21 protein-coding genes and 2 pseudogenes are annotated in these 24,515 nt (G+C 63.8%); 13 read left to right on the top strand and 10 right to left on the bottom strand.

Going from position 1 to position 24,515, the window contains the following annotated elements:
• Positions 1-16: 16 nt before the first annotated feature.
• The 4 genes from argC to SHTP_RS10265 all read right to left on the bottom strand — a co-directional run bounded on the left by argC (position 17) and on the right by SHTP_RS10265 (position 4,712).
• Positions 17-1,069, bottom strand: coding sequence for an N-acetyl-gamma-glutamyl-phosphate reductase (argC, locus tag SHTP_RS10280; RefSeq protein ID WP_096370522.1), 1,053 nt, complete (start codon positions 1,067-1,069; stop codon positions 17-19).
• A 184-nt stretch (positions 1,070-1,253) separates the two neighbouring features.
• On the bottom strand, positions 1,254-3,044 hold the full coding sequence (locus SHTP_RS28800; protein ID WP_231991754.1) for a hypothetical protein: 1,791 nt from the start codon (positions 3,042-3,044) through the stop codon (positions 1,254-1,256).
• Between the two features lie 36 nt (positions 3,045-3,080).
• Positions 3,081-3,434, bottom strand: a complete 354-nt coding sequence (locus tag SHTP_RS10270; RefSeq protein ID WP_096370521.1) for a hypothetical protein — start codon at positions 3,432-3,434, stop codon at positions 3,081-3,083.
• Between the two features lie 12 nt (positions 3,435-3,446).
• Positions 3,447-4,712 carry a PE family protein gene (locus SHTP_RS10265; RefSeq protein ID WP_157756307.1) on the bottom strand — a complete coding sequence of 422 codons (1,266 nt, stop codon included), beginning with the start codon at positions 4,710-4,712 and terminating at the stop codon, positions 3,447-3,449.
• 512 nt (positions 4,713-5,224) lie between these two features.
• Here SHTP_RS10265 and SHTP_RS10260 point away from each other — a divergent pair.
• Together SHTP_RS10260 and SHTP_RS10255 are read left to right on the top strand one after the other, a co-directional pair.
• Positions 5,225-6,427, top strand: a complete 1,203-nt coding sequence (locus SHTP_RS10260; protein WP_420872985.1) for an ISAs1-like element IS2404/ISMul1 family transposase — start codon at positions 5,225-5,227, stop codon at positions 6,425-6,427.
• A 653-nt stretch (positions 6,428-7,080) separates the two neighbouring features.
• Complete coding sequence (locus SHTP_RS10255) at positions 7,081-8,283, top strand: ISAs1-like element IS2404/ISMul1 family transposase (protein WP_420872984.1); 1,203 nt, start codon at positions 7,081-7,083, stop codon at positions 8,281-8,283.
• A 216-nt stretch (positions 8,284-8,499) separates the two neighbouring features.
• Here SHTP_RS10255 and SHTP_RS10250 read toward each other — a convergent pair whose 3' ends face one another.
• Positions 8,500-8,967 carry an acyl carrier protein gene (locus tag SHTP_RS10250; RefSeq protein ID WP_231991353.1) on the bottom strand — a complete coding sequence of 156 codons (468 nt, stop codon included), beginning with the start codon at positions 8,965-8,967 and terminating at the stop codon, positions 8,500-8,502.
• Between the two features lie 424 nt (positions 8,968-9,391).
• On the opposite strand from SHTP_RS10250, the pseudogene SHTP_RS10245 reads away from it, so the two are divergent.
• A pseudogene (locus SHTP_RS10245) lies at positions 9,392-9,589 on the top strand (NAD-dependent epimerase/dehydratase family protein); the annotation flags it as partial.
• A gap of 137 nt (positions 9,590-9,726) precedes the next feature.
• On the opposite strand, the gene SHTP_RS10240 reads toward SHTP_RS10245, so the two are convergent.
• Complete coding sequence (locus tag SHTP_RS10240; RefSeq protein ID WP_096372411.1) at positions 9,727-10,245, bottom strand: carboxymuconolactone decarboxylase family protein; 519 nt, start codon at positions 10,243-10,245, stop codon at positions 9,727-9,729.
• Between the two features lie 152 nt (positions 10,246-10,397).
• Between SHTP_RS10240 and SHTP_RS10235 the strand changes: the two genes are divergently transcribed.
• Positions 10,398-11,051 (top strand): RNA polymerase sigma factor, encoded by a 654-nt coding sequence (locus SHTP_RS10235; RefSeq protein ID WP_096370515.1) that lies wholly within the window; start codon positions 10,398-10,400, stop codon positions 11,049-11,051.
• A complete protein-coding gene (locus SHTP_RS10230; protein WP_015356190.1) occupies positions 11,041-11,325 on the top strand; it encodes a zf-HC2 domain-containing protein in 285 nt (94 codons plus the stop codon). Before SHTP_RS10235 ends, SHTP_RS10230 begins: the two co-directional genes overlap by 11 nt.
• Before the next feature lie 579 nt (positions 11,326-11,904).
• Here SHTP_RS10230 and SHTP_RS10225 read toward each other — a convergent pair.
• Positions 11,905-13,107, bottom strand: coding sequence for an ISAs1-like element IS2404/ISMul1 family transposase (locus SHTP_RS10225; RefSeq protein ID WP_420811867.1), 1,203 nt, complete (start codon positions 13,105-13,107; stop codon positions 11,905-11,907).
• Positions 13,108-13,251: 144 nt separating this feature from the next.
• On the opposite strand from SHTP_RS10225, the gene SHTP_RS10220 reads away from it, so the two are divergent.
• From SHTP_RS10220 to SHTP_RS10205, 5 genes are read left to right on the top strand one after another with little or no spacing between them, the layout of a single operon-like run.
• Positions 13,252-13,980, top strand: coding sequence for a flavodoxin family protein (locus SHTP_RS10220; protein ID WP_096370514.1), 729 nt, complete (start codon positions 13,252-13,254; stop codon positions 13,978-13,980).
• Positions 13,981-14,012: 32 nt separating this feature from the next.
• Entirely contained in the window at positions 14,013-14,477 is a 465-nt protein-coding gene (locus SHTP_RS28795; protein WP_231991351.1) for a halocarboxylic acid dehydrogenase DehI family protein, read from the top strand.
• 11 nt (positions 14,478-14,488) lie between these two features.
• Positions 14,489-14,851 (top strand): hypothetical protein, encoded by a 363-nt coding sequence (locus tag SHTP_RS28790; protein WP_231991349.1) that lies wholly within the window; start codon positions 14,489-14,491, stop codon positions 14,849-14,851.
• Between the two features lie 31 nt (positions 14,852-14,882).
• A complete protein-coding gene (locus SHTP_RS10210; protein ID WP_096370513.1) occupies positions 14,883-15,542 on the top strand; it encodes an RraA family protein in 660 nt (219 codons plus the stop codon).
• Entirely contained in the window at positions 15,542-17,218 is a 1,677-nt protein-coding gene (locus SHTP_RS10205) for an acetolactate synthase large subunit (protein WP_096370512.1), read from the top strand. The genes SHTP_RS10210 and SHTP_RS10205 overlap by 1 nt, the downstream gene beginning before the upstream one ends.
• A 24-nt stretch (positions 17,219-17,242) precedes the next feature.
• Here the strand turns inward: SHTP_RS10205 and SHTP_RS10200 are convergent, their stop codons facing one another.
• The 3 genes and pseudogenes from SHTP_RS10200 to SHTP_RS10190 all read right to left on the bottom strand — a co-directional run bounded on the left by SHTP_RS10200 (position 17,243) and on the right by SHTP_RS10190 (position 21,844).
• Complete coding sequence (locus SHTP_RS10200; protein WP_096370511.1) at positions 17,243-17,635, bottom strand: DUF1622 domain-containing protein; 393 nt, start codon at positions 17,633-17,635, stop codon at positions 17,243-17,245.
• Between the two features lie 112 nt (positions 17,636-17,747).
• Entirely contained in the window at positions 17,748-19,823 is a 2,076-nt protein-coding gene (locus SHTP_RS10195) for an ABC transporter ATP-binding protein (protein ID WP_157756304.1), read from the bottom strand.
• Positions 19,824-20,002: 179 nt separating this feature from the next.
• Positions 20,003-21,844, bottom strand: a pseudogene (locus tag SHTP_RS10190) (ABC transporter ATP-binding protein).
• A gap of 160 nt (positions 21,845-22,004) precedes the next feature.
• Between SHTP_RS10190 and lipB the strand changes: the two are divergent.
• The 3 genes from lipB to SHTP_RS10175 are packed head-to-tail and all read left to right on the top strand — an operon-like array spanning position 22,005 to position 24,480.
• On the top strand, positions 22,005-22,730 hold the full coding sequence (gene lipB / locus SHTP_RS10185) for a lipoyl(octanoyl) transferase LipB (protein ID WP_096370510.1): 726 nt from the start codon (positions 22,005-22,007) through the stop codon (positions 22,728-22,730).
• Complete coding sequence (gene lipA, locus SHTP_RS10180) at positions 22,727-23,701, top strand: lipoyl synthase (RefSeq protein ID WP_096370509.1); 975 nt, start codon at positions 22,727-22,729, stop codon at positions 23,699-23,701. The genes lipB and lipA overlap by 4 nt, the downstream gene beginning before the upstream one ends.
• A 26-nt stretch (positions 23,702-23,727) precedes the next feature.
• Positions 23,728-24,480 (top strand): DUF4191 domain-containing protein, encoded by a 753-nt coding sequence (locus SHTP_RS10175; protein ID WP_096370508.1) that lies wholly within the window; start codon positions 23,728-23,730, stop codon positions 24,478-24,480.
• Positions 24,481-24,515 lie beyond the last annotated feature (35 nt).

Here is a 24,515-nt window from a genome sequence, read left to right as displayed (position 1 = left end):
TGGTCGTCGAAGCCGTTCATGGCGCCACCCCGACCACTGAGAGCCCTTCTGTCTCCGGCCAGCCCAGCGCCAGGTTCATCGACTGCACGGCGGCCCCGGCAGTGCCCTTGACCAGGTTGTCGATTGCGGCAATCGCAACAAAGGTCTCGGCTTCTTCATCCACAGCGATCGCTATGTGCGCCGCGTTGCTGCCAATCACGGCACCAGTGCGGGGCAACTGACCCTCCGGCATCAAATAGATAAAAGGTTCTGCCTCATAGGCTTTTTCGTAGGCTGACCGTAACCGAGCGATCGGCGAGCGGGTACGCGCGGTACAGGTTGCCAAAATGCCACGTGAGGTCGGGATAAGAACCGGTGTAAACGAAACGGTGACGTCTCGGTCGGTGACCGCGCGCAAGCCTTGTGCGATCTCGGGAGTATGCCGGTGCGCACCCGCGATGTTGTAGGCCCGGGCCGACCCGATGACTTCCGAGCCGAGCACGTCGGTCTTGGCGGCCCGGCCAGCCCCCGAGGTACCGCTAACGGCGACCACCGTCACGGCCGGATCGATGAGGCCCTCGGCCACCGCGGGCAGCAGTGCGAGCAGCGCCGCGGTCGGGTAGCAACCCGGAACCGCTATGCGGCGGGTGTCACGCAACCGCTCCCGAGCACCCGGCAATTCGGGTAGTCCGTAGGGCCAGCTGCCGGAATGCGCTGACCCATAGAACCGCTCCCAAGCCGCCGCATCGGTGAGCCGAAAATCGGCCCCACAGTCGATGATCAGAGTTTCTGGGCCGAGTTGATCGGCCAGCGCCGCCGAATGCCCGTGCGGCAAAGCGAGGAATACCACGTCATGTCCGCGGAGCACCTCGAGCTCGGTGGGCTCGAGGATCCGCTGGGCCAGCGGCAACAGATGCGGATGGTGCTCCGCGAGGACGCTTCCCGCGCTGGCCGCTGCGGTCACCGCCCCGATCGTCAGCCGTCCCGAGGTGTAGGCGGGATGCCCCAGCAGAAGGCGAAGGATCTCACCGCCTGCATAGCCGCTGGCACCCGCTACGGCCACCCTGATTGCATCGGTCGCGTGGGCCATTTCGAGGATTTTGCATGGTTATGCAATATTTCGCAAATCCATTCTGGCCTGTGTCGCGACCACGACTTAGCTCAAGGGTAGTCAGCACCAGCTAGGCAGCGACCTGAACTCCGAAACTCGCGTTCAACGCCGCCTGGATGGCGAGTTGAAGATTGGCCAATGCAGCACTGATGTCTCCGGTGATTCAAAGAGCTGCGTTATCCAGGGCACTCACGATGACGCCTCCGGTCTGGGTCAGGCCAACGCTGGCGTTGCCGATGCCTGTCGACAGGGTGACCGCGGCCTGTGACAGCCCGGGCAGACCAACACCGATGCTGGCAACCACAGCATCGGTGAGCGCACCGGTCACCTCTGCCGTGGCGTTTTGCCAGATCATCAGCAGCGATTGGCCCGTGCCCAGCAAGCCGGAAACACCTCCTGCGAGGCTGCTCGCCAGGGTTTCGCCGGTGCCAATCAGACCTAACAGTCCTCCCCCGATCCCCCCTGCCAGGTTTGCACCGGTCTGCGCCAGGCCTGACAACAGCCCCGACGCCGTGTTGGCAAGGCTCGCCGTCAGCGCGGCGCTCAACTCCGCCGACAGGTCACCGCTTAGGCTGGCCGACAACGCAGCCGACAGCTGGGTAGCAAGCTCCGGCAGGCCTGCACCAAAGGCTCCCGCCAGGTTCCCAGCCAGCGACGCGCCGGTCTGGACTAGTCCGTTCAACCCGCTATTCAATCCGGCTAGCAGTGCCGGTGCGTTGAAGGCGCCGACAAGATTGGCCGCGACGTTCTGACCTGTCTGGATTAGCGCATCCAGTCCGCCGCCAAAGCTATCCACGAGGTTGCCCGCCAGAGATTGTCCAGTTTGGAGCAAGCCGGTGAAGCCACCGGTGAATCCGGCCATCAGCTCGGGGAATGAGGTGCCAAGACTGGCCTGCAACGCCGCGCTGATCTGGGCCGCCAGCGTCGGCAAGCTGAACCCGCCAACCAGGTTGGCAGCCAAGGCCTGACCAACTTCAATCAACGCGTTAAACCCGCCACCAAGGCTGCCCGCCAGGTTGGCCGCTAACGTTTGGCCCGCCTGCACCAGCCCGTTCAACCCACCGGTAAACGCCGCCACCACCTCCGGCAACGACGCACCGAAGCTGGCCTGCAACGCCGCGCTGATCTGGGCCGCCAACGCCGGCAGACTAAACCCGCCAACCAGGTTGGCAGCCAAGGCCTGACCAACTTCAATCAACGCGTTAAACCCGCCACCAAGGCTGCCGGCCAGATTCGCCGCCAGGCTTTGGCCGGCCTGCACCAGCCCGTTCAACCCACCGGTAAACGCGGCCACCGCCTCCGGGAACGACGCACCGAAGCTCGCCTGCAACGCCGCACTAATCTGGGCCGCCAACGCCGGCAGACTAAACCCGCCAACCAGGTTGGCAGCCAACGCCTGACCAACTTCAATCAACGCGTTAAACCCGCCACCAAGGCTGCCCGCCAGATTCGCCGCCAGGCTTTGGCCCGCCTGCACCAGCCCGTTCAACCCACCGGTAAACGCGGCCACCACCTCCGGCAACGACGCACCGAAGCTCGCCTGCAACGCCGCACTAATCTGGGCCGCCAACGCCGGCAAACTAAACCCGCCAACCAGATTGGCAGCCAACGCCTGACCAACTTCAATCAACGCGTTAAACCCGCCACCAAGGCTGCCCGCCAGATTCGCCGCCAGGCTTTGGCCCGCCTGCACCAGCCCGTTCAACCCACCGGTAAACGCGGCCACCACCTCCGGCAACGACGCACCGAAGCTCGCCTGCAACGCCGCACTAATCTGGGCCGCCAACGCCGGCAAACTAAACCCGCCAACCAGATTGGCAGCCAACGCCTGACCAACTTCAATCAACGCGTTAAACCCGCCACCAAGGCTGCCCGCCAGATTCGCCGCCAGGCTTTGGCCCGCCTGCACCAGCCCGTTCAACCCACCGGTAAACGCCGCCACCACCTCCGGCAACGACGCACCGAAGCTCGCCTACAACGCCGCACTAATCTAGGCCGCCAACGCCGGCAGACTAAACCCACCAACCAGATTGGCAGCCAACGCCTGACCCACTTCAATCAACGCGTTAAACCCGCCACCAAGGCTGCCCGCCAGATTCGCCGCCAGGCTTTGGCCCGCCTGCACCAGCCCGTTCAACCCACCGGTAAACGCCGCCACCACCTCCGGCAACGACGCACCGAAGCTCGCCTGCAACGCCGCCGACAACTCAGCGGCCAGCGTCGGCAAGCTAAACCCGCCAACCAAGTTGGCCGCCAACGTTTGCCCCGCCTGCACCAACCCGTTCAACCCACCCGTGAACGCCGCCACCGCCTCCGGCAACGACGCACCGAAGCTAGCCTGCAACGCCGCACTAATCTAGGCCGCCAACGCCGGCAGACTAAACCCACCTGCCAGGTTGGCCATCAACACCTGCCCGGCCTCCAACAACCCACTCAGGCCGCCACCAAAGTTGCCCGCCACATTCGCGGCCAACGTTTGACCCGCCTGCACCAGCCCGTTCAATCCACCGGTAAATGCAGCAACCAACTCTGGCAGCGACGTACCGAAGCTAGCCTGCAACGCCGCCGACAACTGGGCCGCCAATACGGGAGCGCTAAGGCTGGCCGTCAAGCCGCCTGCCAGGGTCTCTCCGGTCTGGATGAGCACATCCAGACCGGCGCCCACACTGCCGGCCAGGTTTGTCGCCAAGGACTGGCCCGCCTGGACCAGGCCGGTGAATCCGCTATCGAACGCACCGACGAGGCCGGGCAGGCTGCTGCCAACGGTCGCCGAGATCGCACCGCTTAGCTGAGCGGCGAATTCGGGCAAGGCGCTCCCGAAGTTGGTAAGCACGGTTCCGCCGGTTTGGAAAAGCGCACCAAGGCCGCTGCCGGCGCTACCGATCAGGCTGGTCGTGATGGTCTGGCCGGTTTGAATCAGCCCAGCCAGCCCATTATTGAATCCCGCGATCAGTTCCGGCAGAGCGAGGTTGAAGTTGCCCGACAGGGAAGCCCCAAGCTGTGCGCTCAGTGAGCCACCCAAATTCATTGCCTGGGTGAGGGCCGCACCGGCTTGAGCGCTCAACCCAGCACCAGCGCCCGCCATGAACGAACCGAGGTTCTGCAAGGCCTGGCCAGCCGACACGATGACCTCGCCGGTTTGAACCAAACCGGTCCCAAGACCGGACACAAGCGCACCACCGGTCTGCAGCGCAAGACCGGAAACTCCGGAGCCGAAAGCTGTCGCGAGGGAGTTCGCCGCTTGAAGAGCCAACTCCGCGCTAAGTCCGGCCGTCAGCCCACCGCTAAATCCGCCGCTGACTGCAGCGGCGGCACTTTCGCCTGCGAGCAGGGCAGCACCGTTGGCTACCTCAGCTTCCACGTACGAGGCCGCAGCACCGCTCAACACCCTGACGAAAGACTCGTGGAACGACGCCGCTTGTGCACTGACTGCTTGATATTCCTGGCCAAAAGTGCCGAATAGCGCTGCTATTGCAGCGGATACCTCATCTTCTCCCGCGGCCGCCAGTGCGGTGGTCGGCACTGCTACTGCCTGAGCGGCCTCCACCAGTGCTGAACGGATTCCTGCCAAGTCCTGGGCTGCCGACTCGACGAGCTCGGGCACAGCGGTCACAAAAGACATGTTCATCATCCCCACGCAGAATGAACGGTCTGTGATCCGAAGAGGCCCGATCTCATCGGCAGAAGAAACGTAATCCGCTGTGGCAGACCTACACAAGAAAACCATCGTTTTCACCTGTCCGAATCCAACCCCAGGCAATCTGATTGACGAAACGACTTCACCCCGGGCCAGATTTCACCGGAAGCCGGGTATCGACTTCTGTTGCCTGCCGTCAGGAGTTTTATCAAGATCTGGATGCCGCAGCCCCAACACATAGTTTGGCCGCCGCTAATTAATTGCAGCAGAGTAAATTTCGCGAATGTTCAGCGACACCGACTTCACCCGACAAAGCCTTCACCGGGCGACCAGGCGATGAGTTCGTAAGCCACCCAGGGCTCCGGCGTTGTTGATTAGCAGGCTTGTGAGCTGGGTTGATGATCTTTGGTGCCGCACTATTGGGGCCGGAGTGTAGGCACGGGCTATCTGGAGAACGATCGAGTTGGTTACTGTTCGTCGTTGGTCTGGAGTTGCCCGTGCCTACCGTTTCAGTATTGCCTGTGTCGTCGGTTCCAGAGGTGTTCGACCGCTGGAGTCCTGGTGAGCGCAGCGAGCTCATCGGATCGGAGTTTCTCGATGTGTTGGCCTCGGTGCCAGACCCGAGGGACCCACGCGGTCGGAGGTATTCGCTGATGGCGTTGTTGGCGATCGCGGTTCTGGCCACTGCCGCGGGGATGCGCGGCTATGCTGGTTTTGCCACATGGGCGGCCACCGCTCCCGATGATGTGTTGGCCCAATTAGGGGTCCGGTTCCGGCGGCCCAGTGAGAAGACCTTCCGCGCTGTTTTGTCTCGGCTAGACCCCGCCGACCTCAACGCCAGGATGGGCAGTTACTTCACTGCACACGTGGCCAGCAGCGACCCCAGTGGATTGGTGCCGATCGCGTTGGACGGCAAGATGCGGCGTGGTGCTTTACGCGCCAAAGCGACAGCCACGCATCTCGTGTCGGTGTTCGCCCACCGTGCCCGATTGGTGCTCGGTCAACTCGCTGTCGCCGAGAAAAGCAATGAAATTCCCTGCGTACGTGCCCTGCTCACGCTGCTGCCGGGTAGCTTGCGGTGGCTGGTCACCGTGGATGCGATGCATACCCAGGTCGTCACCGCGAAGTTGATCTGCGCCACCTTGAAGTCGCACTACCTGATGATCGTCAAGTCCAACCAAGCCAAAATACTTGCGCGTATCACCGCGCTGCCCTGGGCCGAGGTGCCCGCAGCCGCTACCGACGACTCCCGCGGCCACGGCCGTGTCGAGACCCGCACCCTGCAAATCATCACCGCTGCACGAGGAATCGGCTTCCCCTACGCAAAACAAATCATCCGGATCACTCGTGAACGCTTGATCACCGCCACCGACCAGCGCAGCGTGGAGGTGGTCTATGCCATCTGCAGCCTGCCGTTCGAGCACGCCCGCCCTACCGCGATCATGACCTGGATGCGTCAACACTGGGGAATCGAGAACAGCCTGCACTGGATACGCGACGTCACCTTCGACGAAGACCGTCAAAGGGCACATACCGGAAACGGCGCACAGGTCCTAGCAACGCTACGCAACACCGCGATCAATCTGCACCGCCTCAACGGCGCCGACAACATCGCCGAAGCCTGCCGGATCACCGCTTTGACCGCCAACCGCCGCCTAGACCTCCTCAATCCACAATTCCCCAGCTCACAAGCCTGCTAATCAACAACGCCGGAGCCCTGGTAAGCCACCCACCCGGACGCCTACCCCGCCGCCCAGGGCTCCCGACCACGCCCATGTCAGATGTTCTACCGTTGCAGCGGAACACTTTTGGGCGCCCCAACGGAGCCCTCGTACCAACAAGCGGCCGTCACGAGGCCTTGGCCGTTGCCACGGAAGATCACCCCGAAGGTCGAAAAGTCTATGGGGAATACCCTTTCCGCAAGCTCCCCAATCCTCCTTCGGATTTGCACCGCAAGGCCGTTATTCCACACATGACGAAGGCGGGCATCAATCCGCTAGCCAGCCCTTCGGCAACCCGATGAATCGGCGGCGAACATAATGCATCTTTTCCCGGCTTGCAGCGGCGCGGGACACGCCAAAACGACCCACGATTTCTTTGGCCCCAAATGATCGGCCGCTATCCCACAATTGCGCGCAAAGCAGGCAGGTCACCCAGGTTCGCTGGGACACATCAATCCATTGCCAAGTGACCCACGACTGCACACCCTGCAAGGCTCCGGCGTTGTTGATTAGCAGGCTTGTGAGCTGGGTTGATGATCTTTGGTGCCGCGCTATTGGGGCCGGAGTGTAGGCACGGGCTATCTGGAGAACGATCGAGTTGGTTACTGTTCGTCGTTGGTCTGGAGTTGCCCGTGCCTACCGTTTCAGTATTGCCTGTGTCGTCGGTTCCAGAGGTGTTCGACCGCTGGAGTCCTGGTGAGCGCAGCGAGCTCATCGGATCGGAGTTTCTCGATGTGTTGGCCTCGGTGCCAGACCCGAGGGGCCCACGCGGTCGGAGGTATTCGCTGATGGCTTTGTTGGCGATCGCGGTTCTGGCCACTGCCGCGGGGATGCGCGGCTATGCTGGTTTTGCCACATGGGCGGCCACCGCTCCCGATGATGTGTTGGCCCAATTAGGGGTCCGGTTCCGGCGGCCCAGTGAGAAGACCTTCCGCGCTGTTTTGTCTCGGCTAGACCCCGCCGACCTCAACGCCAGGATGGGCAGTTATTTCACTGCACACGTGGCCAGCAGCGACCCCAGTGGATTGGTGCCGATCGCGTTGGACGGCAAGATGCTGCGTGGTGCTTTACGCGCCAAAGCGACAGCCACGCATCTCGTGTCGGTGTTCGCCCACCGTGCCCGATTGGTGCTCGGTCAACTCGCTGTCGCCGAGAAAAGCAATGAAATTCCCTGCGTACGTGCCTTGCTCACGCTGCTGCCGGGTAGCTTGCGGTGGCTGGTCGCCGTGGATGCGATGCATACCCAGGTCGTCACCGCGAAGTTGATCTGCGCCACCTTGAAGTCGCACTACCTGATGATCGTCAAGTCCAACCAAGCCAAAATACTTGCGCGTATCACCGCGCTGCCCTGGGCCGAGGTGCCCGCAGCCGCTACCGACGACTCCCGCGGCCACGGCCGTGTCGAGACCCGCACCCTGCAAATCATCACCGCTGCACGAGGAATCGGCTTCCCCTACGCAAAACAAATCATCCGGATCACTCGTGAACGCTTGATCACCGCCACCGACCAGCGCAGCGTGGAGGTGGTCTATGCCATCTGCAGCCTGCCGTTCGAGCACGCCCGCCCTACCGCGATCATGACCTGGATGCGTCAACACTGGGGAATCGAGAACAGCCTGCACTGGATACGCGACGTCACCTTCGACGAAGACCGTCAAAGGGCACATACCGGAAACGGCGCACAGGTCCTAGCAACGCTACGCAACACCGCGATCAATCTGCACCGCCTCAACGGCGCCGACAACATCGCCGAAGCCTGCCGGATCACCGCTTTGACCGCCAACCGCCGCCTAGACCTCCTCAATCCACAATTCCCCAGCTCACAAGCCTGCTAATCAACAACGCCGGAGCCCTGAGAACCCGACACTCACACACCCGCAATCGCAACAAACCATACGAGCGCAACTTCACTCTCCCGCGACAAAACCCAGCACGGCTTGCCCGCACAACAACTTTCCCAAATATTCACTCTTAGTAACGGCCCTGAACCTCGGAGTAGCCACGATTTCTTCAGCGGACCTAGGATGCGTCCGCGCACCTCGCGATCTGTGTCAAAATTCGCCGGATATCAGATGCGCAGCCATCGCACGGATCGTCGGATAGTCCCAGACGATGGTCGCATCTGCCTCGATACCGTGCTCACGCTGAAGATCAGCACATAAAGACAGACTCATAGCCGAGTCAATTCCACATTCAGGCAACGGAAGATCAACGTCAACCGAGCCCGGAGACATGTTGAGGTACAGGCCGACTTTTCCAATCAACCAATCTGCGAGCTGCCGCTCGTCCAATTCACCACTGTCGATATTAGACAATCCCGCCCCAATCATCGTTGCCGAGGCGACCATTCCGATAGCACTGGCCGCGGACAAGACACCAACGCCCAGCGTCGCACCGACAAATCCAACACAACTCAAATCTTCGATCGATTGCCGCGCTACGCTTGCGTGGCAATCGACGCGTCCTCCATCATCAAGCCCGGCTTCCACGCCATCGCTTAATCCGACAATTTCCGGCAACTAATGAATACATTGCCACAACGCTAATCAGACAACTCGATTATCCGGTGTCTACTATGGCAGTGCATTCAGGAGTTTTATGATACTACGGATTCGCCAAAGAATCCTCGTTACCAAACTTCCAAGCCGCCCGCCGATGGGATCAAAGCGTATCCGTTTCTGCCGGTGTCCGGCCCCGGGCCAGCGACGATGTCAGCCCGACTCATCGGCCACCCGTAGCGGATGCTGACCACCGAGATTGCTGGCCTCAAAACCGAAATCACCGAACACATCACGATGCTCGCTCCCGTCGCTGCGCGTGACCTGACTGGCGACACTGCCCGAGGCGGAGATCGTCGACGAGACAACTCCTCATCGGCTTCGGTCCAAGGACAGCACCGCCTGCCAAAGGGAGCTTTCGAGGCCAACCTGGGGCTCCGAGAGCGTGGGCAAAGCCGTTGCCGCCATTACGGGTTCGTCCGGCTTGATCGGCTCGGCGTTGGCAGCGGCACTACGCGTGGCCGATCACCGCGTGCTTCGGATCGTCCACCGAGTACCAGCCAATTCCGAAGAGCTGCACTTGAGCCCCGAGAGCGGCGAGTTCGATCGTGACGCACTCGCCGATGTCGACGTCGTCATCAGTTCCACCACAACATAATTGGTGAAGCGTTGAGCCACGCCACAGCCCACCGCGACCAGATCTAGCACAACTCCGAACACCGCGAGCACGCTCGGCGGAACCCACCAACAGGGCGGGCTACCGCCAAGCCGCCCAATCAACTACGCCAACACCCGCGGAAAATCGATCTCGGTGCCCGCAACGTTGTTGAAGTAGTTGGTCAACACGTTAAGCGCCACATGACCGAGGACCTCGGCGATCTCGGCGTCGCTGACTCCAGCATGACGCACCGCGGCAAGCTCGGACTCATCGATCCGGCCGCGCTGCTCATTGACCGCCACGGCGAACGCGAGAATGGCCGCCACCTTTGGGTCGTCCGCGTCGCCCTTGCGTGCTGCCGCCGCCTGCTCGGCGCTCAGACCCGCCAGTCTCTGTCCGGTGTAGGTATGCGCCGACAAGCAGTACGAGCAGGTATTGGACTGGGCGATGGCAATTGCCAGGCGCTCACGGGTGGACCTGGGCAAAGTGCCGCCATCGAGGCTTCCGGCAAGCCCGAGATAGCCATGCAGAAGTGCGGGGCTATTGGCCATCGCGCGACTCAGATTGGGGACCGAACCCAACGCTTGCTTCACCGCCGCAAGCGCTGTCGCCTGTTCGGGTGTTGCGTCGGCCTCAGTCACGAGGGGCAGAGTGCTCACTATTCCTCCATGGGTGTCGATTTGTTTCCGGCCCGCCGCCGCAAGCACGACGGGTACTGTTTGGACACCGACAACCCCTGCGGCGTTACACCGCAGGCGCAAGGTTCTGTCGGCGGAGTGAGGATTCGACACCAGTGGCGGTTCCCAAACGAACCATCGTCGATGATCGATGGGCAACCGAAAGCGATCTGATCGCTGCTTTGCAGGCCGGCGACGGGCAAGCGTTTCGCGCCCTGGTCGAAACACTTCACGCACCGCTGGTCAGGCTGGCCAGCATCTATGTATCGCGGGCGACAGCCGAGGACGCGGTCCAGAACGCGTGGGTCTCGGCGGTGCGCTCCATCGGCAAGTTCGAAGGTCGGGCCAGCATTCGAACCTGGATGTTCCGGGTCGTGCTCAACCAGGTGCACACGCTGGCCCGTAAGGAAGCCAATACGGTGCCCTTCACGAACGCCGGACCCGAGGTCGACCCACGTCCATCCGTCGATCCCGAGCGGCTGATCGATCCCGAACTAGGACCCAACCATTGGCGTGATGTGCCGGTCCGATGGGACCTACTGCCCGAGCAGAGACTGTTGTCGGCAGAGGTTCGCTCCGTGGTAGTCGAAGCGCTGCAGAAGCTGCCCGGCGCTCAACGCGAGGTGGTAGCGATGCGCGATCTCGAGGGGTGGTCGGGCGAGGAAACCTGCGAGGCATTGGGCATTTCAGCGGTCAATCAGCGGGTCCTGCTGCACCGTGGCCGCACCGCCCTGCGCGCAATACTGGAGGAGTATTTCCATGACCACTGATGGCGACTTCATCTCCAACGAACTACGTATTACCTGCTCGGACGCGGTGGCTCTGGTGACCGACTATCTCGAGGATGCGCTCGACGAGTCTGACCTGGACCGGTTCGAACAGCACACCAGAGGGTGCCAGGCGTGCCGCGTCTATGTGGACCAGATCCGGCGCACTATCCGAATCGCCGCAACCACGCGAGATGAGTCGGTAGAGGTGCGGCCGGCCAACTTCGACGCGTTGCTGGCCGAGTTCGACCGCCTCGGTCGGGATTCAACGTTGTAGCGTGGCCCCCGCTGTGCGGTGACCGGGTTCGCGGATCTCGCCGACTGCCACGGTCACCCCGCGATTGTGGTCCCGGCCGTCAACTGACGGTGAAACGTCGTTCAATCCAGCCGCCTCGGTGCGGGGGATCCAGCCTGGGCGGGATTTGTCCGGACCACCGAGGGGCGGACCGTTCGCCATCTCCAAAGTGCGCTGGCATCGGTGAGCGGTTCGCCGGCCGGGCGATCACGCCGCAGCGCCGAGCATCCACTGATGGATGTGCTCCAGAACGGAGTTCTAATCACGCTATGGTCCAACGGCTTTGACTGCTGCGACCGGCAGCGCCGCGGCGCGCGGCCGACCCAGATGGAGTTGGTCCGCACCCGCCCGCCGGGGGCCTCACTTCCCGGTGGACCACGGGGCATCATCGTTGCTGTGCGTCAAAAATTTAATTGGTTGACGACGGCCCTGCAACGCCCCAAATCGTGTAATCTTCGCTCTCGGTACGCATCCCTGTGGCCAGCTAAATGAACAAACGGAGACGCGCGTGGCATCCTCGATTTTCCACGAGATGAAAAAGCAGGGCTCCGGCGTTGTTGATTAGCAGGCTTGTGAGCTGGGGAATTGTGGATTGAGGAGGTCTAGGCGGCGGTTGGCGGTCAAAGCGGTGATCCGGCAGGCTTCGGCGATGTTGTCGGCGCCGTTGAGGCGGTGCAGATTGATCGCGGTGTTGCGTAGCGTTGCTAGGACCTGTGCGCCGTTTCCGGTATGTGCCCTTTGACGGTCTTCGTCGAAGGTGACGTCGCGTATCCAGTGCAGGCTGTTCTCGATTCCCCAGTGTTGACGCATCCAGGTCATGATCGCGGTAGGGCGGGCGTGCTCGAACGGCAGGCTGCAGATGGCATAGACCACCTCCACGCTGCGCTGGTCGGTGGCGGTGATCAAGCGTTCACGAGTGATCCGGATGATTTGTTTTGCGTAGGGGAAGCCGATTCCTCGTGCAGCGGTGATGATTTGCAGGGTGCGGGTCTCGACACGGCCGTGGCCGCGGGAGTCGTCGGTAGCGGCTGCGGGCACCTCGGCCCAGGGCAGCGCGGTGATACGCGCAAGTATTTTGGCTTGGTTGGACTTGACGATCATCAGGTAGTGCGACTTCAAGGTGGCGCAGATCAACTTCGCGGTGACGACCTGGGTATGCATCGCATCCACGGTGACCAGCCACCGCAAGCTACCCGGCAGCAGCGTGAGCAGGGCACGTACGCAGGGAATTTCATTGCTTTTCTCGGCGACAGCGAGTTGACCGAGCACCAATCGGGCACGGTGGGCGAACACCGACACGAGATGCGTGGCTGTCGCTTTGGCGCGTAAAGCACCACGCAGCATCTTGCCGTCCAACGCGATCGGCACCAATCCACTGGGGTCGCTGCTGGCCACGTGTGCAGTGAAGTAACTGCCCATCCTGGCGTTGAGGTCGGCGGGGTCTAGCCGAGACAAAACAGCGCGGAAGGTCTTCTCACTGGGCCGCCGGAACCGGACCCCTAATTGGGCCAACACATCATCGGGAGCGGTGGCCGCCCATGTGGCAAAACCAGCATAGCCGCGCATCCCCGCGGCAGTGGCCAGAACCGCGATCGCCAACAAAGCCATCAGCGAATACCTCCGACCGCGTGGGTCCCTCGGGTCTGGCACCGAGGCCAACACATCGAGAAACTCCGATCCGATGAGCTCGCTGCGCTCACCAGGACTCCAGCGGTCGAACACCTCTGGAACCGACGACACAGGCAATACTGAAACGGTAGGCACGGGCAACTCCAGACCAACGACGAACAGTAACCAACTCGATCGTTCTCCAGATAGCCCGTGCCTACACTCCGGCCCCAATAGCGCGGCACCAAAGATCATCAACCCAGCTCACAAGCCTGCTAATCAACAACGCCGGAGCCCTGGATGAAAAAGGAAGGGCCGCTCTACGCGCTCTTTCTGAACTGCACCCTGAAAAAGGGCCCGGAAGTATCGAATACCGAAGCATTGTGCAATCTGCTTATCGACCGGCTCAAGGCCCACGAGCCCGACATCGAGACCGAGATAGTCCGAGTCGTCGACTACGACGTCAAGCCGGGAGTCGGCAATGACGAGGGGGACGGCGACGAGTGGCCGCTGATCCTGGAAAAGGTCAAGCGTGCCAACATCATCGTGCCCGCCATGCCGATCTGGATGGGTGTGCGATCGTCGGTCATGCAGCGAGTGATCGAGCGCCTCGACGGCACCACGAAGACGGTGATGTGCGAAAAAACCGGGCAGTTCCCGCTCTACGGGTCGGTGGCCGGCATCGTGGTGACGGGCAATGAGGACGGCAGCCACGATTGTGTGGCCAACACTTTCGGTAACCTGCTGCACTTCGGGGCGACGGTGCCACCCAACACCGATCTGTATTGGGTCGGTGACGCAGGTCCGGGCGCGAGCTATATCGAGGCCGGCGGCGAGCTGTCGCCCTATGTGCGCCGCAATGTCGAGCTGACCGCCACCAATCTGCTTTTCGCGGCAAAGCTGTTGCGGAAGAACCCATATTCCGTCAACATCGCGCAGCTGAACGCACAGATGATGGAACGCAACAAGGTCAAGGTGGCTGCGATGAAGCTTGCGATCGACTACATGCGTGCGAACATGCCGGACTGATCTTCTATCCCTGGGAGATAAGGGAATTTGCCATGCAGCCGTCCGGAGATCCGGTTCCAAGCGTCGGCGAGGCCGAGGCGACGGGTGAAATTGCCGAGCTCTACGCGGACATCCGCGAGACGCTTGGAATGTCATTCGTCAATCTGATCTGGCGCAACATCGAGTCCATTCCGGGTGGGTTGCGCTGGACCTGGGAAACGATGAAACCGCTCTACACCAACGACGCGGTGTACGGGCAGGCGGACGCCTTGCGCGAGGCGCAGGATCTGCCGACAGTCCCCCGGTTCAGCCGGGCCGCCCTGCGGTCGGTGGGCATCAACGCTGAGGGTGAGTCGGCGATCCGTGCCGCGCTGATCGGCTACGACCGCGGCAATCCGCTCAACATCGTTTCCTTTTCGGCCATCATGGCGCGATTGGACGGACAAGGCCAACCGGCCGCTCCCCGGCCCAGCAACCGCCGCGGCACGGCGCCGGCACGCCCGCCCCGACGAGGTTGAATTTCGATCAGATGCCCTCACACGTGGCCGAGATGGTGCGCACGGTCAACTTGATCGGCGCCCGCGGCAAGGCCAAAGACGTGCAGGTCAGCCTGCCGCGAAACCTGGCGCACTGGCCAGGCTTCTTGGTGCTCTACTACGCCGCGTTGCGCCCGCTGCACGATGACGGGTCACTGCTGACGGCGATCGACGCGGTGCTCGCCGACGGCCGACGCCGGGGGGTCACGGTCAGTGGTGCACTCGGGCCGACCGAGCCGCCTGACCCCGAAACCGCGGCAGCAGTGAAGGATTCGCTGGAAAACCTGGTCCCCAACGCGATGGGGCGGATGATTCCGGTGGTGAGCCTATTGCTGAACATGATGCCCACCGAATAGCCGCTTTCGAATAGAAGGGTAGGACGAAGTCATGCAGCTGACCGAACTGGTGGATGGCCTCGGGGTCGCCGACGTCGTCGACGCCATGATGATGACCTATGCGCATCGCGCCCACATCATCGAACTTGACAGCCCAGACCCGGACCTTGTGCTCGTCGGCCCCGCGGTCACCATTTCCTTTCTGCCGGTACGCAAGGACCTGATGGACCCGGAGAAGGACAGCCTCGGTCCGGCGATCTACCGTGCCGTCGCCAAACATGACCCTGCCGGCGCCGTGCTGGTGATGGCATCCAACGGCTACCACCAGACTTCACTCGGCGGCGGCACCAAGCTCAGTCGGGTCGAAAACCTCGGCATGGCAGGCATTCTCGCTGACGGCATGCTGCGTGATTTCGAGGAGCTGAGCACCTACAACTTCGCGACCTACTGTCACGGGGAAACGGCGCGCGGGGGCGGTAACGAGATCCAGCCCTACCTGGCCGACGTTCCGGTAGCGATCGGCGGCGTCACCGTGGTTCCCGGCGATGTGATCTTCGCCAAGGGTTCGACGGCCGTGGTGATCCCCGGCGATCAGGCCGAGGCAATCCTGACCAAGGCACACAACATCATGAAGAAGATGGACCAGGTCAAGGAAAGCCTGAAATCCGAAGATCCCGAGACGGTGCTGCGTCAGGGCAGCGGTGAACTCTGATGGCGCCGTCGAACACCAGCGAACAGATCGTCGCGGCGCTTGCGGCCGAGGGCGTGGAGTACGTGTTCGGGATCCCGGGCGATGAGAACCTGCATTTCATGGAGGCGCTGCGCAACGACGGGCGGATCAAGTTCATCCTGTTCCGCCACGAGCAGGCGGCGGGCTTTGCGGCCGCCGCCTATGGGCGCCTCACCGGCAAGCTGGCTGTCGCGATGTCAACACTTGGCGCGGGCGCGATGAACCTGACCACCCCGGTGGCCCACGCCTATCTGACGGCCATGCCCATGCTCGTCATCACCGGCCAAAAGGCGGTGCGCGACAACCGCATGGGGCAGTATCAAATTGTCGACGTCGTCGATGTGATGCGGCCCATCACCAAGTTCGCCGCCAAGATCCCGTCCGGACCAATGGCCGGATCGTTGCTGCGCCAGGCGATGATGTCGGCGCTGGGTGAGCGTCAGGGGCCCGCGCACCTGGAACTTCCCGACGACGTGGCCAGAGAAACCGAACTCGGGCCACTGGTCCCATGCTGGCACGGCGACATTCCGGTAGCCACGCAGGACAGCATTGAGACCGCGGCCCGGTTGATCCGTGACGCCCGCCGGCCGCTGATCATGGTCGGCGGCGGCACCCGCGCCAATCGGCCCGCGGTGGCGGCGGCGGTGCGCGCGCTCATCGAGAAGACCCAGATCCCCTTCGTGGCAACCATGATGGGCAAGGGCGTCGCCAACGAGGACGATCCACGCTATCTCGGTTGTTCGATCATGCCGGGTGACTATCCCAACTGCGCCATCACGACGGCGGATGTCATTCTCAACGTTGGTCACGACGTCCTGGAGAAGCCGACCTTCTTCATGCAACCCGATGACGGGCGCACGGTCATCCACCTCAATCCGTTCGCCGCCCAGGGCGACAACAGCTACTTCCCGCAGGGGCAGGTCGTCGGCGACATGGCAGACGCGCTGCACCGGCTGACCGAGCAACTCTGCCCCAATCCGGCGTGGGACCACGCTGGCTTCCACCGACTCGCAAAGGCGATGCAGGACAGCATCAAACGCGCCTCGACCGACACGTCTTTCCCGGCCAAACAGGGGTACCTGATCGCCACGCTGCGTGACTTCATGGCCGACGATGACATTCTGTCGCTCGACAACGGCATCCACATGATGTGGGCGACCCGCAACTTCAACGCGCGCCAGCCCAACACGATGCTGATCGACCATGCGCTGGGGTCCATGGGCATCAGCCTGCCCGCCGCGATCGCCGCCAAGCTGGTTCATCCCGATCGCAAGGTGGTGGTGGTGACCGGTGACAGCGGATTCGCCATGAACAGTCAAGACCTGGAAACGGCGGTTCACCTCGGGCTGGATCTGATCATCGTCGTGTTCAACGACAATGGTCTGGGCATGATCGCCCTCAAGCAGATGTCCGATGGCTTCGGCAGGTACGGGGTGGACTTCACCAATCCGGATTTTGTCGGCTTCGCCCACAGTTACGGGGCGACGAGTCACCGGTTGGATGATCCAGCCCGGTTCCGCGAGGTGCTCGATCAGGCCGCCGCGGCCGGCGGTGTCCACATCATCGATGCGCCGGTGGACCCACAGCAGAACATGGCGCTGATGATGGAGATGCGTTCGGTGGACTGCGAAAAGCTGCTGGCCGGCAGCCAACGATAGCGGGCAGCCACGCCGGCGTGCTGGCTAGCTGTCGGCAGCCGCGTCGAGTTGGCCCCCAGCGGCGGTGGTCTCCGGTGACACCGTCGGCTGCCGCCAGGGCCATCGACCCGTCATCTCGACGGTGAGCGAGATGCCCAGAAAGGTCCTGATCGCCACGACACCGGCTAGCGCGGCAATGCTTTCCCCGTTGGGAGTCACCAGGATCGTGTTGATGATGTCGCCGGCCACCAGCAGCTCCAGGCCGATCAGGATGGATCGCCCGAGATTTTGCAGGAACTCCCGATAGGCGCGGTCCGGCCTGCGCGGCAGGTGGGCGACGAAGAGCCCCGATGAGACCACCGCGCCCAGCATGATCACCGCGACGCCCATGCCGTCGATGGCCATGCCTATCCGACTGACAGTTTCGATGAAGCTCATTACACGCAGGGTATCGCTGTAGCCCGGTGTTGTGACAGCACATCAACTACCCACGCGGTCCGCCGAATTCCTGCCGCGCCGAATCACGTTCGGCACCTGACGGAATCGCCGATCAGAACATGTGACGTCTTGGTGCGCGACGCAATCCGGGGCCCAGGGCGGTCCGGGGTATGTTCACCGGCCGGTGATGCGCCTCGCTCACCCGGGACCGGGGGTGCCGACGCGCACCGTCGCAACACGGTGCACCGCCATCGTCGGCCCGTCCCGGCCGAGGCGCCACGCACATGCCGGCGGCCTGCATCATCTGAAAGTAGCTGCCGCGCCGGGCCACCAGCTGTCGGTGAGTCCCCTGTTCGACGACCTGCCCTGCCTCCATGACGAGGATCGCGTCGGCGTCGCGGATCGTCGACAGACGGTGGGCGATAACGAAACAGGTTCGGCCACGCCGAAGTTCGGTCATCGCTTGCTGAATCAGGGCCTCGGTGCCCGGGTCGACCGAACTGGTGGCCTCGTCGAGGATGAGAAATTGCGGACCCGCCAGAAATGCCCGAGCGATGGTGATCAGCTGCTTTTCGCCGGCGCTGAGGTTGCCGCCGTCCTCGCTCACCCAGGTGTCGTAGCCGTCACGCATGCCACAGACGAACTCGTCCAGATGTGCCGCCTTGGCCGCCGCGATGATCTCCTCGCGGCTGGCTTCGGGACGTCCGTAGCCGATGTTTTCGGCGATGGCGCCGGCCAGCAGCCAGGTGTCCTGCAGGACCATGCCGATCCGAGAGCGCAGCGAATCGCGGTCGACGGTGCCGATGTCCACTCCATCGATCAGGATCCGTCCGGAGTCCACCTCGTAGAACCGCATCAACAGATTCACCAGCGTGCTCTTGCCCGCCCCGGTGGGCCCAACGATCGCGACCGTCTTGCCCGCCTCGGCCACCAGGGACAGATCCTCGAGCACCGGCCTGCCCGGCTGGTAGCCAAAGTTGACCTGGTCGAATTCGACCCGGCCACCCCCAGCACCGACTGCGGGCAACTCGAGGCCCGGGTCGTCTTGCTGTTCAGGCGCATCGAGCAGCTCGAAAACCCTTTCCGCGGAGGCAAACCCGGCCTGCAACACGTCGTACCTGGTCGCGACGTCGGTTACCGGCTGGTTGAACTGGCGCACGTACTGGATGAACGCCTCGATGGTGCCGAGGCTGAGGCTGCCCGACGTCACCTGCAGTGCGCCCACCACCGCCACCACCAGGTAGCCCAGATTGCCGACGAACGTGGTGGCCGGAGAGATCAGCCCCGAGATGAACTGCGCACCCGAGCTGGTGCGGTAGACATCGTCGTTGATCTGCGCAAATTGTTCGCGCACGGGTGTCTGATGGCCGAAAGCCTGGACCACGGCAAGCCCGCTGTAGATCTCTTCGACCGCCGCGTTGAGCCGACCGATATCGGCGGCCCGGGCCACCCGTAGTTGCTTGGAGCGCTGCAGGAGGAAGCGACTCGCCAGCACCGATATCGGCACGGTGACCATCGTGAGCACCGCCAGGAGCGGGGAAATGGTCACCATCATCACCAGTACCGCCAGCACGGTCAGCACCGTGGTGGGCAGCGCGCTCGCGGTCTGCTTCAGAGCCATCTGAACGGTATCGATGTCGTTGGTGACCCGGCTGAGCAGCTCGCCGTGCCGGTGCGCGTCGACATAGGACAGTGGGAGCCGGTGCAGCTTCTCCTCGAGCTCGGTGCGCAGGCGCTCCATCATTTTCTGGATTGCGATCTTCAGCAGCTGGGCTTGGACCGAGACCAGCAATGCGGAAACGCAGAACAGGGCCGCGGCCACCAGCAGGGTGTGGGCGATGGCGGTGAAGTCGATACCCACGCCCGGCACCACGTCCATCGTGGACAACAGGTGCGCGACGGTGCCGTCGCCCCGCGAGTATGCCGCCGACACCGCCTGCTCCTTGGTCGTGCCGGCGGGCAGCTGACGACCCATCATCCCGGCGAACAGCAGATCGGTGGCGTGCCCGAGCAGCCGTGGCGCAATCACATCGATCGCGGCGCCCGCGATGGCCAGCACGACGACGGCGGCCATCAGGCCCCGACTGGCCAGCAGCCGTTTGCACAGAAGTGCGGCGGTCCCGGCGCGCCGTGCCGGTACGGCGGCACACCCGCGCCGGAACCGGGGCCAATGTTGGTGGCCGATCACTGTCACGTCCCTCCCCAGCTCGATGACCGAATTCGCTTATCGCCGCCACCAGCGTCGAACGTGTCCCTTGTCGGCTTCTGCATGCATTCTTGAGACGCCGGGTTTCGCGTGGCAGATCCCCTTGGACCGGCTCGACACCGGTTCAGGCCGGTTCAAGACGGTTCAGGGACGTGTCCGGGTTATGCCGGGGCCTGGGCCGCGACGAACTCGGCGTAGCGCGGGCAATCGGCCAGCAGCGACTCGTGGGCGTCCATTGGGGCGCGTGAGCCGGTGGCCGAGCCGCCGTGCAGGAAAATCACCTGGTCCGCTTCGGCCGCCGCGTCAACTCGCTGCGACACCGTGATGACCGCCGCGTCGGGGCAACTGGCGCGCAGTGCGGCCCACACATCGCGCTGAGTGCGCACATCCAGCGCCGAGAAGGCATCGTCGAGCAGATACACCGAGGGCCGGCGGATGACGGCGCGGGCGATGGCCAGCCGCTGTCGCTGGCCACCGGAGAGATTGACACCGCCCTGCGCAACCGGCATCTGCAGGCCGTCGGGGTGGGCGGCCACGAATCCGTCGGCGGCCGCGATGCGTAACGCCTCCCACATCTCGGCGTTCGTGGCGTCGGGCTTGCCGTAGCGCAGATTGTCGGCAACCGACCCGGCGAACAAGTATCCGCCCTGAGGGACCACCGCGATCGAGCGCAGCTGTTCGGGATCGCAGTCGCGCACGTCGACTCCGTTCACCCGTACCGATCCACCGGTAACGTCATAGAGCCCGGTGAGCAGTGAGATCATCGTCGACTTGCCCGAACCGGTGGCGCCGACAATCGCCGTCACACTGCGCGGCGCGGCGGTGAACGACACGTCACGCAGCACGGCCCGGTCCGCGTCGGGATAGCCGAAACTCACGTTGTGCAATCCGATGACGGCATCATCGCGGGCGGGCGCGCCCCCACCATGGTCAGCTCGGGCCGGTGTCGAGGCCAGGCCGGCGTCGGTCGATAGCACCTCATTGATCCGCTCAAAACTGGCGGCCGCCGCCGGCATGTTGGCCAGTATTTTCGACAGCATCGACGCCGCGGCCAAGATCTGCATCGCATACAGCATGAAAGCGAGTAGCTGCCCCACCCGCATCTGGCCGGCGTCGATGGCCGTCGCGCCGAACCAGACCAGCGCAACGCTGGACAGGCTGATCACCAGGGTGGCAACCGGCGCCAGCAGGGCCTGCCACCGATCGGCGGCCAGCGCGGTCCGCGATTAGCTGGCGCTGACTTGGCCGAACCGGCCCCGTTCGAACCCGTCGCGAGCGCAGGCGCGGACCACCCGGATGCCCGAAAGCTGTTCGCGTACAACCTGGTTCATTCGATCGAAGAGTTTCTGCAGGCCGCGCTCGTGGGCGATCAGGTGCGACATGATCCATGAGGTGAGCGCCGCCAACACCGGAACCGCCACCAACAGCACCCAGGACAGGGCGGCGTCTTCGTGCGCCGCCATCACGACCCCGCCGATGCCGGTTATCACGGTTGCGATCAGCGTCGTGATGTACTGCTGCAGCGTCGACTCGATCGTTTGTACGTCGGTGGTGGTGCGCGTCAGCAGCGAGGAGGCTCCGAACCTGGACACCTCGAGCATCGACCAACCGGTCACCCGGTCAAACAGCTCCCGGCGCAGGGCACGCCCGAACCCCATGCTGACCAGCGAGCCGAGGTAGACCGCGGCCACCGAGCAGAGCAGCTGAATTCCGCCGGCGGCCAGCATCACCGCCCCCAGCCTGATGATTGTGGCGGTGTCCCCCTGGGCGATGCCGCGGTCGATGATCCTGGCGTCGACGGCCGGCAAGTACAACGCCGCCAGGGTGCCGACCAGCTGCACCGCGGTGACCGCCGCCAAAAGGCGGGGATTACCAGCGACGCACCGCCGCACCAGCCTCAGCGCGGTGGTCGCGGTAGGACTGCGCCGCGCGGCGTGGCTGACCAGGCGCCGCAGCGCCGTATCGCTGGCTGGCACGCCCGGTCCGGGTTGGGCAGCGATCACTGCGGCGTCCTTCCGATGCATCCAGTGGTGCGGTCAACCACAGCGTCAGCGGCGCGCCCTGGCGGATTCTGAAAGGATTCTCAAGACGGTCGACAGCCAGGGCCGGGACCTGGCACACCACGCCCGCGGGTGACCGGCTGCTACGGGTAACGTCGCATCTGTGACCGGGTCAATCCGCTCCAGCACGGCTGGAATCGACGTGCGCCAACTTGGCAGCGTCGATTACCAGACCGCCTGGCAGATGCAACGCGACCTGGCCGCCGCCCGCGTCGCCGGCGACCCCGACACGTTGCTGCTGCTGCAACACCCCGCGGTCTACACCGCCGGACGACGGACCGAGCCGCACGAACGGCCCGGCCCCGTCTTTGCGAGCGCTGCCGGGGACGAGGCGATAGATGTCGTAGACACAGACCGCGGCGGAAAGATCACCTGGCATGGCCCAGGCCAGCTGGTCGGCTATCCGATCATCGGTTTGGCCCAGCCACTCGACGTGGTCAATTACGTTCGGCGCCTCGAAGAATCGCTGATCAAGGTGTGTCTCGACTTGGGTTTGGAGACCAGACGGGTCGAGGGCAGGTCCGGGGTGTGGATACCGGCCGGATCCGGGCGCCCGGAGCGCAAGATCGCCGCCATCGGTGTCCGGGTGTCACGGGCGACAACGCTGCACGGCTTCGCGCTGAACTGCGATTGCGACTTGGCCGCGTTCACCGCGATCGTGCCGTGTGGCATCTCCGATGCCGGGGTGACCTCGCTGTCGGCCGAGCTTGGCCGCACCGTTGGCGTCGAGGAGGTCCGCGGCGCGGTCGCCGACGCCGTCTGCAATGCGTTGGACGGAGCCCTGCCGGTCCGCGACCACCCGGGCGCCCGCGTAGCATCATCAACGTGAATGTCGCTCCGGAGCCCGGTGCCGCCGGCGCTGCGGCTCCGCAGGGCCGCAAGCTGCTGCGCCTGGAAGTGCGCAACGCGCAGACCCCTATCGAACGCAAACCCCCGTGGATCCGCACCCGCGCCCGCATGGGGCCCGAATACACCGAGCTGAAAAACCTGGTTCGGCGCGAGGGCCTGCACACGGTGTGTGAAGAGGCCGGCTGCCCGAACATCTTCGAATGCTGGGAAGACCGGGAAGCCACGTTTTTGATCGGCGGGGACCAGTGCACCCGACGTTGTGACTTCTGCCAGATCGACACCGGAAAACCGGCCCCGCTGGATCGCGACGAGCCGCGCCGCGTCGCCGAGAGTGTGCACACCATGGGCTTGCGCTACGCCACCGTCACCGGCGTGGCGCGCGACGACCTGCCCGACGGCGGCGCCTGGCTCTACGCGGAGACCGTGCGCGCCATCAAGGAGCTCAACCCGTCCACCGGCGTCGAGCTGCTGATCCCGGACTTCAACGGCAAAGCTGATCAGCTTGGCGAAGTCTTCGAGGCCCGCCCGGAGGTATTGGCGCACAACGTCGAAACCGTGCCACGGGTTTTCAAACGGATCCGGCCCGCCTTCACCTATCAGCGCAGCCTGGACGTGCTTACCGCGGCCCGCCAGTTCGGCCTGGTGACCAAGAGCAACCTCATTCTTGGTATGGGGGAAACCCCTGAGGAGGTGCGCACCGCGCTGGTCGATCTGCATGATGCCGGCTGCGACATCATCACCATCACCCAATATCTGCGCCCGTCGCCGCGCCACCACCCGGTCGAGCGCTGGGTACGGCCCGAGGAGTTCGTCGAGTTCGCCCAGTACGTCGAGGGGCTGGGCTTCGCCGGGGTGTTGGCCGGTCCGCTGGTGCGCTCGTCCTACCGGGCGGGCCGGCTCTACGAGCAGGCCCGGTCCCGCAACACCTCGGGAGCCTCGAACTCAAGGTAGCCAGTGCCTACGTATTCTTGACAACTATGGCCAGATCCCGAAATTCCGCTGAAAACAAGGCCGCCAAGGCCGAGGCAAAGGCGGCCCGTAAGGCCGCCGCCCGGGAACGCCGCACCCAGCTTTGGCAGGCGTTCAACCTGCAGCGCAAGGAAGACAAGCGACTGCTGCCCTACATGATCGGGGCTTTCGTCCTGATCGTGGGCATCTCGGTGGCGGTCGGGGTGTGGGCCGGCGGGCTCACCATGATCACGATGATCCCGTTCGGCTTGCTGCTGGGCGGTCTGGTGGCGTTCATCATTTTCGGCCGCCGCGCTCAACGGGCGGTCTACAGCAAAGCTGAAGGCCAGACCGGTGCGGCCGCCTGGGCGTTGGAGAACCTGCGCGGCAAGTGGCGCGTGAGCCCCGGGGTCGCCGCGACCGGCCACTTTGACGTCGTACATCGGGTGCTGGGCCGGCCCGGCGTGATTCTGGTCGGCGAGGGATCCGCGGCCCGGGTCAAACCGCTGCTGGCACAGGAGAAGAAGCGCACCGCTCGCCTGGTCGGCGAGGTACCGATCTACGACATCATCGTGGGCAACGGCGACGGCGAAATTCCGTTGGCCAAGTTGGAACGCCACCTCACCCGCCTTCCGGCCAACATCACGGTCAAGCAGCTGGACTCGCTGGAGTCGCGACTGGCCGCGCTGGGGTCACGGGCCGGCGCCGGCGCGCTGCCGAAGGGGCCGTTGCCCAACGCCGGCAAGATGCGCGGTGTCCAGCGCTCGGTGCGCCGCAGGTAGCTGCGCACACGCTCTGCCCGGGCCAGACCGCCACG

This window comes from Mycobacterium ulcerans subsp. shinshuense (assembly GCF_002355775.1).
GTDB lineage: Bacteria > Actinomycetota > Actinomycetes > Mycobacteriales > Mycobacteriaceae > Mycobacterium > Mycobacterium marinum.
Note: the sequence above shows the minus strand (reverse complement) of the source record. Positions and strands in the feature narration are given on the sequence as shown.